General features: G+C 41.2%; 11 protein-coding genes. 4 read left to right on the forward strand and 7 right to left on the reverse strand.

Features of this window, described 5'->3' with window-relative positions:
* Positions 1–733: 733 nt before the first annotated feature.
* Positions 734–931, forward strand: coding sequence for a hypothetical protein (locus G4P69_RS05250; protein ID WP_208343894.1), 198 nt, complete (start codon positions 734–736; stop codon positions 929–931).
* A 26-nt stretch (positions 932–957) separates the two neighbouring features.
* On the opposite strand, the gene murI is transcribed toward G4P69_RS05250, so the two are convergent.
* The 5 genes from murI to G4P69_RS05275 all read right to left on the reverse strand — a co-directional run bounded on the left by murI (position 958) and on the right by G4P69_RS05275 (position 7,041).
* A complete protein-coding gene (gene murI, locus G4P69_RS05255) occupies positions 958–1,779 on the reverse strand; it encodes a glutamate racemase (RefSeq protein ID WP_208343893.1) in 822 nt (273 codons plus the stop codon).
* A 188-nt stretch (positions 1,780–1,967) separates the two neighbouring features.
* Positions 1,968–3,830, reverse strand: coding sequence for an N-acetylmuramoyl-L-alanine amidase (locus G4P69_RS05260; RefSeq protein WP_208343892.1), 1,863 nt, complete (start codon positions 3,828–3,830; stop codon positions 1,968–1,970).
* Positions 3,831–4,427: 597 nt separating this feature from the next.
* Entirely contained in the window at positions 4,428–4,520 is a 93-nt protein-coding gene (locus G4P69_RS40400; RefSeq protein ID WP_390691844.1) for a hypothetical protein, read from the reverse strand.
* Positions 4,521–4,599: 79 nt separating this feature from the next.
* Positions 4,600–5,094, reverse strand: a complete 495-nt coding sequence (locus G4P69_RS05270; protein ID WP_208343891.1) for a hypothetical protein — start codon at positions 5,092–5,094, stop codon at positions 4,600–4,602.
* Positions 5,095–5,619: 525 nt separating this feature from the next.
* Positions 5,620–7,041, reverse strand: a complete 1,422-nt coding sequence (locus tag G4P69_RS05275) for a cation:proton antiporter (protein ID WP_208343890.1) — start codon at positions 7,039–7,041, stop codon at positions 5,620–5,622.
* A gap of 482 nt (positions 7,042–7,523) precedes the next feature.
* Between G4P69_RS05275 and G4P69_RS05280 the strand changes: the two genes are divergently transcribed.
* Positions 7,524–8,273, forward strand: a complete 750-nt coding sequence (locus G4P69_RS05280; protein WP_208343889.1) for an SIMPL domain-containing protein — start codon at positions 7,524–7,526, stop codon at positions 8,271–8,273.
* 196 nt (positions 8,274–8,469) lie between these two features.
* On the opposite strand, the gene G4P69_RS05285 is transcribed toward G4P69_RS05280, so the two are convergent.
* Complete coding sequence (locus G4P69_RS05285) at positions 8,470–8,835, reverse strand: single-stranded DNA-binding protein (RefSeq protein WP_208343888.1); 366 nt, start codon at positions 8,833–8,835, stop codon at positions 8,470–8,472.
* 48 nt (positions 8,836–8,883) lie between these two features.
* Complete coding sequence (locus tag G4P69_RS05290; RefSeq protein ID WP_208343887.1) at positions 8,884–9,918, reverse strand: RRXRR domain-containing protein; 1,035 nt, start codon at positions 9,916–9,918, stop codon at positions 8,884–8,886.
* A gap of 572 nt (positions 9,919–10,490) precedes the next feature.
* On the opposite strand from G4P69_RS05290, the gene G4P69_RS05295 reads away from it, so the two are divergent.
* Positions 10,491–11,498 carry a rod shape-determining protein gene (locus G4P69_RS05295; RefSeq protein ID WP_208345175.1) on the forward strand — a complete coding sequence of 336 codons (1,008 nt, stop codon included), beginning with the start codon at positions 10,491–10,493 and terminating at the stop codon, positions 11,496–11,498.
* A gap of 79 nt (positions 11,499–11,577) precedes the next feature.
* Complete coding sequence (mreC, locus tag G4P69_RS05300; protein WP_208345176.1) at positions 11,578–12,366, forward strand: rod shape-determining protein MreC; 789 nt, start codon at positions 11,578–11,580, stop codon at positions 12,364–12,366.
* Positions 12,367–12,369: the final 3 nt, after the last annotated feature.

The raw sequence follows: 12,369 nt of genomic DNA on the forward strand, positions 1-12,369 counted from the left end.
CTCGAAGATATTTTTAATACAGATAAACTTATAAGATGACTAGTAGTTGACCTTGAAAAAAAAGGATTTATTAAGAAAAAATAAACGTTTTGTATTAAAATGATCTAAGTAATACTGGTAACCAACTATAAAAATGTTTCTCATCCCTCACACATAATCTATGACACATGAATTAAATTTTAGAGAAGAATAACGTTGAAACCTTTCAACAGCAAGAAGAGAAAATTTTTAATTTAGCAGAATAGGTGGCTAAATTTCAGGCTCCTTGTGTTACGCTAAAATCAAGGGACTTTAAATATTCAAGGTATTCACACCACCAAAAGGAAATGACTGATTAGGTATTTCTGCTTATTTGGTGTGGTGGGTCTAAATAAGTAATCGTCGCTAAAACCAACAGATCTAATCTTTTGGTTAGGGATCCGATTAGTAAAATTCCGAAGTAGGAGCTGTACGCTACCCAAATGGGAAGCAGGTATACGTCTTGAGTCCAATTTGAGAACAAGCGTGGCTTTTGCTTACCTTTTATGAGCGCACGAAATCATGCAGACTAGATAGACTGCTGAAGCAGCAATTTAATTGCTGTGATAGGTGTAGTTTGCAAAAAACATTATTCGCGAAATTATGGTGTCGGCTGAGAAAAACTCTCTACCTATAGATGCGCGCTTGTATAACTTAATGTTCGGCTAGTTTTTATTCGATTTTTTATTTATTAAATCCAAGTGCTGGGAGAAAAATGATTTACGAACGAATTCCTATGATGATTTTTATTTTAGCCTCCGGATACTTGTTAACAGTCTATTTATTATTAGCACTGGCAAAGCGAACCGGAAACAAAACTCATAACGAAAATCTTCCTCTAGCTAGTCAGGAAGAACAAAACAAGCGGGCAGTCACTCCCAAGGTAACTGAAGTAACTAGCGTGGTGCGATAAAAGCTTGGGGTGAGGAATAAAAGCTTTTAACTCCTCACTCTCAACTCACTTAAATCCACCATTTCTACCATTGGAGTATAGCCTAGCCACTGTGCTGAAGAATTAGCAAATTGTTGTGGACAGCCGCTAACAGCGAAACGAGTTGGTAGCGGAAGATGAGTATTTCTTGCACCCTGTAAATCAAGCTCTTGCGCACAAGCTGTCACAATGTGAACAGCAGGATCTACTATCTTAACATGAGAAGGCAGTAGCGATCGCAAAACTGGAGCAAGATGAGGATAATGGGTACATCCGTATACTAGAGTGTCAATTTCTTGCTCTAATAAAGGTTCTAAGTAAGAGCGTGCGACATCAACAGTATAGGGTTCATTAATGCGGTTTTGTTCAATGAGAGGGACAAATTCTGGGCAGGCGACTTGCCACACTCTAACATCGGAAGCCATTTCTAGGATAGCACGTCGGTAAGCGTTGCTCTTGGCGGTTGCTGGGGTAGCTATGACACCAATTCTCTTACCACAGGAAACAGCTGCCTTAGCCCCTGGTAAGATAATCCCAAGAATGGGTAACTTAAATTCTTGCGAGACAACCTCCAGAGCCAGAGCAGAGCTAGTGTTACATGCCATGATGACCATCTTGACTTGCTGCTGTTGCATCCAATGAAGAATTTCCCGCACATACTGTAAAATCTCAGCAGGCGTTTTAATTCCGTAAGGAAGTCGAGCTGTATCACCAAAATAAATAATTGTTTCATTAGGAAGTTGCCGATAAAGCTGTCGCAATACCGTTAACCCACCCACACCACTATCAAAAATACCAATCGGAGCACGTTCTAATGAAGATGTAAACACTTTTGGTTGTTATTTTTTGTTGTTCGTTGATTAGACAGCAACCAGTAGGAAATAACTTCTCTCTTTAAAGAAGGGACCATCTGCGTATATAAGCACGATAGATTACACAGGAACGAGTATAACCCGTCCCCTAAGCTTCTTGGGTCTTGAGAAAGTTTGTTAGTCTTTCTACTAACAATTCACAACTACTACCTTTGTTGCTTCAGGTACTGAAGTATACCATTTGCGATCGCTTCTGCCATACGATTTTGATATTCTGGGTTTGCTAGACGAGGATTATCTTCTGTACCAGTCATATAACCAGTTTCAACGAGAATGGAGGGCATAGAGCTTTTTCTTAGGACGTAGAATCTGGCTTTGCGGGTTCCTCTGTCTTTGATGGTACTGATACTGCGGAGAATAGTCCGACGAACGACTTCAGCGAGATTGTAACCACTGTCGTAATAATAAACTTCCAACCCGTTAACATCTGGGCGATTATCAATAGAATTAGCATGAACACTGACAAACAAATCAGCACTTGCGCGATCTGCTATATCTACTCGTCCTTGAAGCCCCACAAAAAAATCACTATTACGTGTCAACACAGCTTGTACGCCATTCTGCTCTAAAACTGCTGCTATTTTCTTACCAATAGGCAGAACGACATCCTTTTCTAGTAACCCACCTATACCGGGAGCACCAGAATCTTGACCACCATGTCCTGGATCAATCACGACTACAACTCGTCCATGAGGAACTCGCTGTTGGCTCTGCGCTGTTGAATCAGGGTTAGGTAATCCTGATAGTGGTTGTGGGTATGATCGTGGTATGGGAGGTAAAGCTACCGGAGGAGTGAATGAGCTACTTCCACGCCTTAGCTCTAGAGTTACAAAAGAGTCTCCAATCTGATTTAATTGCCCAATTTGTACTCCTGGTGCAGGTTGAACAAAAACAGCAACTGTACGAGGATCTTGCTGTTGCAGTCTAACTCTAAGGATTGGGCTAGAAGAGTTAAAATCAGGACCTTTAACTGATGTAGTTAACCTAGCATTAGGGATAGTAATACGGTACATACCGGTTGCTCTATCCCAACCACCGGTGGCAGATAAATTGCGGTCAGATCTAATAATAAGTTGTGTACCAGTACCACCTATTTCCACAGACTGTATTGTGGAGAGTGTGGAGAGTGTGGAGAGTGAGTTGTTGACTGATGGGATAGGGCTTGATAATCTATTTTCTGATATCGGAGGTGGACTCATGGGTACTCTGCCAAAACCACGAGTAGGAAGAATCACCAACCCATTACTCCCACTGTTATTTGCTTGCCAATCGGGGCTATCTTTCTCAACCCGTAAAGTCATGCGCACAGCAGATGGTCTTGTTTGCAGTTGGGTGAACTCAACGCGGTTAACACCAAACTGATTCACAGGTACATCTCTATCTCCCAAATTTGGTGATATAGCCGCACCAGAAATGTCTACGTAGATTATCCTCCTATCCCCACTGCGGTTTATCCTAATTTGAGGGTTACCACCACTAGTGCGAAGGAAGAACCCATCTCCAGTAACTTGGAAGTTTTCAATTTGAGTGATGGGTTCTAGGGCGCTAAGATTAGGAGGCGTGCTTGAGCCATTTGTGACGACACTGTAAATATTATTTGGGGGAGCGTTGACTCTCTGTGCTTCTGGTCTTGGTAATTGTACCATCCAGCGGCTTCCACTTCTACCAACAAACTTTACACGCTTGGGGTCTAAGGTGTAACCAGGAGTGAGTTCAACGACGATGCGAGCTGTTTTTTCGTCAAGTTGTCCAATCCGAATAGCACGAACTGTACCACCCACTGGTTGAGTAAGCTGCGGACGCCCAAATACTGTGCCTGGTAAATCAATAACTAGACGAGTTGGGTTAAAGATGAGTTGTGCTTGTGGTTGAACATCACCTTCAGTATTAATTTCTAGTTGATTATGACTGGCATCAAAGTGCCAAGATTGCAGTCTTGCTGCATGAGCTGGTGACGATAGTAAAAAGGTTAAAAAAGTACCCGGTAGTAGTAACCAGTGTAGTTTCACAGTGTTTTCTCCTGATTCGCGTTGATGGAAGCCGTCAATTTGACAAAATGTGGGCAAGTCCTCCCACCATCACCACCCAAACTTTAGCTTTAAATAAGAAAGTCAACAGATGCGACTTGCGCATGCTATGACCTTCAATGCTGTATACAGAGTTATCCATTATTTTAAAGACATAATTACTGTTGTAAAAACAGGTTTTGTTTTGAATTTTTATTCATTTTTTATTAGTTCATAAAATTTCAGTTAAGCTATTCTTAATTGCACTCACAAAGAGTGAATTTCAATTACCCTGAGTAGTCAATAGCAGTTAGTAACATTCTGGATAGCCAGAGGTTCCTACGTGTAGGATTGTTTTTTTCGATGCACTGCGTAATAAGTTTATGCTGCTATTAACTGATTTGCCAAGAACTTAATAATAGCTAGAACAATATCTAGAGTTAGACGCTTATTGGTTTTGGCAAGACCGAAAGAGTTCAAACTTAAACTAAGCACCCGTTGTAGCATCTGGCGTTGACAAGGCAAATTTGTTTGTAAGTGATTTAGGATTGCTATAGCGTAATATAGTAATCTGGAATATTGGACAATGCCACTCTCGTGTTAAGTATTGGGGAATACCACTCGGTTCACCTCTCCCATTTGATTTTGGTACTGTGCAGTTTTCAGTTTAACCATATTCTCCTTACCAGTCATATAACCTGTTTCTACTAAAATTGAGAGTACAAGAGTTTTCCTAAGTACATAAAATGTTGGTCATTCTATTCGTCGATCCTTAAAGTTGACACTTTGTAAGGATTTTATGACGAACAGCACCAGCTGAATCAAGACCACTGTCGTAGTAATACACTTCTAACCCATTAACATCAGGACAATCTTTATCCGCTGAATTAGCATAAACACCTACGCACACCTCAGCATGGTCTCGCTGAGCCATATCTACTCTTTCAGGAAGATTGACAAAATAATCTCCTGTGACTTGTAAACTTCCAATTTGAGTCGTCCTTTGCGAATGGTCACTAGTCTTTGGGTACCTAGGTTTACTATCAGGACTTACATTATAAGCATTTGTAGGAGAGGCGCTTGCTTTGTGTTCATCAACATTTTTTGAGTAAGAGTCCACTCTGTCAACCTCTGGGTTTGGTAATTGTGTTATCCATTGGTTAACGATTGCCCCTAGAAATTTGATTTGTTTCGGGTTTAGGGTATAACCTGGTACCATTCCTACGACGATAGAAGTTGTTTTCCGATACTGAATAAGGTGGTCCATAATCTTGTCTAAACAGAGTCGATAGCGCTGAACTCCAGCATGTTCCTCCCCAAAGTTTCCTGTTGTTATAGCATTTTCAATTACTGAGCTTTTGACTGTTCATGGTGAACAATCAATTGGTTTGAGTAAATGCCCATTAATATTAATTAAATCAGTAAGGGGGTTTATTAAATTGTTTTATTTCTAATAATTTATCAAGTGTGTGACTATTTGCTGTATTGTTAATTGATTTGCAGAAATTTGTCACTACTATAACGTTCCAAAAAAATTTAATTTGTGGTATATGCTTCCTAATTCCTAATTTTAAATATTAATTTAGTCCTGTTTATAATGACAAAATCTCCAACCACAAAAGACGCACATCTAACAATAGAAGTTTCCAATGATAAGCATAGGGAATAGGGAATAGGGCATGGGGCATGGGGCATGGGGTATAAGTGTTAGTTGTAAAAATCCCTGCTCTTTGCCCCCTGCCCCCCTTGCTCTGTAACTTTTGACTTTTGACTTTTGACTTCCCCACAGGGGCTATTCCCCTTGAACTCCCTGCTCTTCTACTAAGGGTGTTTCAGCGGAACCATACACCAAAAGTTCCTCTTCTGAGATTGCAACTGGTGTTGGTTCTGGGAATACGAAGCGTAATAATGGAGGGGCTAGAAAAGTTGTAAGAATAACCATCATGATAATTGCTGCTTCTAAGGGTTTAGAGAGAATTCCAGTCGAAGCACCGATCCCAAGAAACACTAATCCAACCTCGCCTCGAGGAATCATCCCAACACCAATTGCTAAACGGTTGATTTTGTCTTGACCGTAGACACTTAACCCTGTAACAACTTTTCCTAGTATGGCGACTATAATCAAGAAAACTGCCATAGTTAAGCCTTCTCTGTTACTAGGAATTGCTGGGTTCAAAACTCCTAAATCGGTTTTGGCTCCAACAGTAACAAAGAAAATTGGCACTAGCATATCGGCGATTGGAACGACTTGCTTTTGCAATTCTTTGCGCTTATCTGTCTCTTCTAGAACTAAGCCCGCTGCAAAAGCTCCTAGAATTGCTTCCAACTGAATTGCCGCTGCAAGATATGCCATAACAAACGCGAAGATGAATGCTGGTATGACAAGTTCTCCGCGTGTTTTCAGGTGTTCTACAACCCCAACAAATGACTTATTGAAAACATTGCCAAGTGCGATCGCGCCCAATAAAAAACAAGTAGCACTGATAATTAAATAAACAACTTTGGCTACATCTACCGAGCCATCCTTAGCAAGGCTTGCTACCACAGCTAAAACGATAATTCCTAGAACATCGTCAATCACCGCAGCGCCTAAAATAATTTGTCCTTCTTTAGAATTAAGACACCCCAGTTCTGACAGCACCCTAGAAGTAATCCCGATACTCGTTGCAGTCAGAGCCGCTCCTGCAAAAAGAGCAGCTATGGCGGGAACTCCAAAAAAAACCATTAATCCTGCAGTACCAGCCGCGAAAGGAGTCACTACCCCCACAACTGCTACAACAGTCGCTTGGGTTCCAACTGCCATTAAGTCTTTTAAGTTTGACTCCAAGCCAATTTCAAATAGCAGAATGATGACACCCAATTCTGCTAAAACAGAAATCACCTGCGATTGCGTTCTAAAAACTTCATCTGCTGCTCCAGGGCTTAAACCCGCAGTCGTTTGGAGGAAGTTCATGAGTAAAGAGCTAGAACTTTCTGCTCCTCCTTCTGGAAAGACTAACAAATGTAGGCAAGAAACGCCTACAATCACACCACCTACAAGTTCGCCCAATACAGGCGGAAAACCCAGACGGTTCGAGAACTCGCCACCAACTTTGCTAGCGAGGTAAATGACTACTAAGCTCAGTAGCACTGCTGCTACCACCATTGAAATCTCTGCTGTTTCTGGGGTAGTTGCCAATATGGATGATGAGAATGTTGTGAGATCTAACTGCATTGGTTGTGCGGATATTAGTCTCTCTAATTTACCAAGCAGCTAGGCTTATGCCTGTAACTCCCTGACTTTTTTGTCAATTGACAGGTCATTATTTATTTATCGTCAGATCCTGTGGAATTAGCTGGTCTTGGGAATCGCTCTGTTGAAGACACCATTATACAGGAATCTGCTCTTATTAGCGCTGAGGCTGATTGATCACCTCTGCGATACATACAACTTGCCGCTGTTTGCCTGTGTGGTAAATAATTTTTTAGTTCAGTTTTCAGTAGCCAGTAAGCAATACAAAGATCCGTTTAAATTTTTTTAGTTTCAAAAAATGCAACCAATCGAGGTTTTGAATTTTTCAATGCCAAAGTAAAGATTGTTAGGGGTTAGTTGTCCTATTAACGAATATGGGTTTGTAGTTACGCTTTAGCGCTTTAGCGCAACTACAAACTTCACGTAGGTTGTTTAATCTCATTTTCAAGAGGAGTGAAAATTGTATGAATAAAGTTACTTTATCTGGTTTTCAGTTAAAGACTGGAAACCTATGGAAGAGTATAACTATAATCTTGTTACTATATGTCAGTTTTACCCAGCCTGGGTTAGCAGCAGAGAAAGAGAAAATGTTGCGAACCGTGACTGTTAGTGGTCACAAAGTAGAAAAAATTCCAACAACTTTATCTCAGGTAAGTTTAGGTGTAGAAGTCCAAGGTAAAACAGCACAAGAGGTGCAAAAAGAGGCTGCACGAAGATCGTCAGCTGTAATTGCTTTACTCAAAAGCCGTAATGTAGAGAAATTACAAACAACAGGTATTAGCCTTAATACGGTCTATAGTTATAAAAATAACGTGCAGCAGATTTCGGGGTATTCTGCCAGCAATACTGTAAGTTTTCGCATTGCTACCGATCGCGCTGGTACTTTGTTAGACGAAGCTGTAAAAGCTGGTGCGACTCAGATTAACGGTGTTAGTTTTGTGGCTACAGACGAAGCGATCGCACAAGCTCAAAAACAAGCACTTAAGGAAGCAACCCAAGAAGCACAACAGCAAGCTGACACCGTTTTAAGTACTTTAGGTTATAAAGCAAAAGAAGTGGTGAGCATTCAAATTGATGGTGCAAATACACCTCCACCACCACGTCCCTTATTACGTGCTACAGCTTCCTTCGCAGAAAAACAAGATACCTCTACCCCAGTCATTGGTGGTGAGCAACTTATAGAAGCATCGGTAACGCTGCAAATTAGTTATTAGGGCAATGGGCATGGGGCAATGGGCATTGGGTAAGTACCTCGCGCAAAATTAATTTTATATTCACTTTGCCTGAAATACTCGTGAAACGGGGATTCCAGTTTCAAGAAATATATAAATAATTTTGCATAACCACTTAACTGGTGATGCTTAAGGTTGGAATTTCCCCATGCCCCATGCCCCATGCCCTATGCCCTATTCAAAAATGATCAGGATTGCTATCCATCATTTCAGCTTCAGAATCGCGTTTGGAACCGAGCAGATCTAGTCTTTCTACACGGATCACAGGTCTAGAGCGATTAGCTCCAGTACTACGGTCTTGCCAATGTTCAAATTTTAAAGAACCTGTCACACCAATTAAACTACCTTTGCGAACGTAATTTCCAGCGGTCTCGGCAGTTTTGCCCCATAATTCCAGATTAAACCAGTCTGGTTGGTCATTGTTGCGAGTTCTACGATTTACAGCTAGAGGCATTTTACAAACAACGCTACCAGAATCTTGAAAATATTTAATTTCAGGATCGCTACCAACACGACCAACCAAAATGACAAGATTTATACTCATCAAAAACTCCTGGGTTTGAAATCCCGTCCTTTTAGGACGGCTTTACAATTAATTGGCAACACGCCACGAGTTGTAAGATAAAAACTTACAGTCTGTAGGTATTGCATTTTGAGTTAATCGCTTGCCAGTTTGCAAACTATGCAAGCTAATTGTTTTTCTGTCTGGATCTTTCTTAGTAGGCGACTCCTGCCAGCCACTAACATAGGTAAATCCATATTTGGGGTGTTTAACGATAGAGCCGCGCTTGAATCCTACGCTAATTGTTCCGCCATAACGAGAACGGATGTTTCCTGGTGCGTGTTCTAGTCGGTGAAGTTGACGACGGTGAAACCTTAGAGGAATAATTTTAATCAACTTGGTATTGTCTGGACTAGAATGACCGTCTGTGTACCAATTAGCCAGTACCCACGAATCAACACAGTGAGCATCGAACTTGTTAGAAAGCTTGTTCTTAGACTTTTTCAGCCCCAAGACCAGTCGTAACTCGTAAGTATCGTTACCTGACTTTGTTTCTAGTGACGCCCGAAGCCTTAATTCACCGTAGAACCATTGCTTACCAACTTCTAAAGGTGAAAACATGCGGTTCCACTTCTTGCCGTTTCTCCAGGTTTTAGCCTTGATGTCTTCTACAACAAAAGCAGTAACCGGGAACATAGCAGACAACCATTTACATATTCGTAGCTTCCATTGCCATCTAGCTTTTGTGGACGGCGCTAACCGTTGTTTATTAGCTAACCTATTTCTACGATTTTGGCGGCAAGGTGTTTTACGGTTTCTTCTTGTACGTCGCATGTCACGACGTGTCTCAACGTGATCTTTCACCCAATCAACCGCGTGTGTTTCCACATTTAAATATGTGTGCGCTTTTGATTTAACGGTAAATCCTTCACGCTTTGAACCTGGGTCAACTCCTACGGCTATTGGTTGGTAGTTGCGGTTAGAGGGTTCTACATTGAGTCGAACACAAAACACTCCTTTTTTAAAAAATGGTGTTGCTTTCTTTGACTTGATCCAACGTCTTGCCCTGGCTGGGGTTGTTGGCATCAGTGGTCTATTGTTTTGGTCTACAACTGGTACGAACATTGATGATAAATCCTATTTCTAGGTATATGTATCCCTTCGACGCTGACCGATGGAGAGGAGAAAAACTAGGGAGGCATTTTTCCGTCCTATGAGCTACCACGCATAACCGGTTCAGATGTTTGTCCTAGCAAAAGCAGCTAGCGTCTAGACACTGGTTTAACTTGAATTCAAAAGGTGGTTAATCTTTCTCTTTCAAGCCCCTAGTCTTTAGGCAGGGGTCAGTGACCTACCTTACCTTTGAGTACAAGCGTACTTATTCATGATAATTTTCATCATAGCGAATTACAATCTTCAAGGATAATGTCAAATATATAACAGTTAAAATTACATAGATTAAAAGATAAAAATTAGTCTAAAAAAACTGCAAAAATGTACTGATATACAGATGCGGCTAAAGAATATAAATAAAATAATAAAATTATCTCCAAAAATATGATTTGTTTTACTAGACTAAAGTCACAAAACATAATACGATCCTGCTCGATTCCGACTTTCAGTGATCGTCAAAAGTTTTACAGATAGGGGGCGTAGAGAAGGTGGGTCTTTTTAGTAAGTTTTCGTTATCTCGGGATATGGGTATCGACCTCGGTACCGCTAATACTCTTGTATACGTATCAGGGAAAGGTATTGTTCTTCAGGAACCTTCAGTTGTTGCGATTGATCAAAATGAAAAAGTCGCACTGGCGGTAGGGGAAGATGCAAAAAAAATGCTTGGTCGAACACCAGGTAATGTGATTGCTTTGCGACCCTTGCGTGATGGTGTGATAGCTGATTTTGATACAGCAGAACTCATGCTAAAACACTTTATTCAAAGAGTTAATGAAGGCAAGTCTCTAGTTTTACCTCGGATTATCATTGGAATCCCTAGTGGAGTCACAGGAGTAGAAAGACGAGCTGTGATGGATGCTGCTACTCAGGCAGGCGCAAGGGAAGTATACTTAATCGATGAGCCTGTAGCAGCAGCAATAGGAGCAGGACTACCAGTTGCAGAACCCACTGGTAATATGATCATTGATATCGGCGGGGGTACAACAGAGGTTGCCGTTCTTAGCCTTCAAGGTACAGTATTAAGTGAATCAGTACGTATTGCTGGTGATGAACTGACTGAAGCGATCATGCAGTTCATGAGAAAAGTTCATAACTTGGTTATTGGAGAACGTACTGCTGAAGATATTAAAATTCGGATTGGCTCTGCCTATCCCACAATGGATAATGATGATGCAATGATGGAAGTCCGAGGGTTACACTTGCTTTCTGGGCTACCACGAACTGTGTCAATCAAAGGACCAGAAATCCGTGAAAGTATGTCGGAACCTTTGTCAGTCATTATAGAGGCAGTAAAGCGTACTCTAGAACGCACACCTCCGGAACTAGCATCAGACATTATTGATCGAGGGATTATGCTGGCTGGTGGTGGAGCATTGCTCAAAGGGATAGATACGCTAATTAGTCATGAGACAGGTATTGTAACACATATTGCCGCTGATCCTTTAAGTTGTGTTGTATTAGGAACAGGTCGAGTGTTGGAAAATTTCAAGCAGCTCGAACGAGTCTTCAGTGGACGCTCTCGAAATATGTAGTATTTATAGGTTTCCAGGTATTGGATTGTACAAACAATCCAATATCTATTACACAATGAGTTTTTAATAAAGGATATATATGTTTACCGCAGGTCGTTGGTGGTGGAGCAAAGGCTTACAAATAGGGCTGTTAGCTTTAGTGATTGGTAGCGCTTGGATAATTCGGCAGACTCAAGGTACGCTTGTTTTGGAGTTGTATCAAGCAATTTCTCGTCCCTTCCAGATGCTTCAGATTGGAGGAACTCCAGCAGAACATGCTCAGGATGCACGGGTATTAGAGCTACAGACCAGAATAGCAGACTTGGAAAGCCAAAATAATAAGCTAAAACAGTTGCTGGGTTACGTTGAAAAAGAACCTGTTTCATCACGTCCAATTCCAGCTCGAGTGGTAGGGCGCAGTGCGGACAATTGGTGGCAACAAGTGACTTTAAATCGTGGTAGCCTTTCAGGAATTCAACCAAATTTTATAGTTAAAGCTGATGGTGGATTAGTAGGTTTGGTAGAAAGCGTGACTCCTAATACTAGTCGAGTATTGTTAATCAGTGACTTGAAGAGCCAAGTAGGTGTAACAATCACTCGTACAGGAGCTAAAGGTGTGTTGCGGGGTGCTTCTTCTGCTGAAGCAGTACTCGAGTTTTATGAAAAGGTACCGAATGTTAAGCCTGGAGATTTAGTTGCTACATCTACATATAGTCAAAAGTTCCCGTCTGGTTTAGCAGTTGGACGTGTTAAGTCTTTAGATTTGACGAAACTCCCAGCATCAGTAGCAAAAATTGAACTTTTCCCACCGATACACTCATTGGATTGGGTAACAGTATATTCTAAGCCGGAAAACCAGCAACCAGTAAACCCTCCTGTATCAAAATAAAAA

The sequence above is a fragment of the Aetokthonos hydrillicola CCALA 1050 genome (assembly GCF_017591665.1).
Taxonomy (GTDB): Bacteria; Cyanobacteriota; Cyanobacteriia; order Cyanobacteriales; family Nostocaceae; genus Aetokthonos; species Aetokthonos hydrillicola.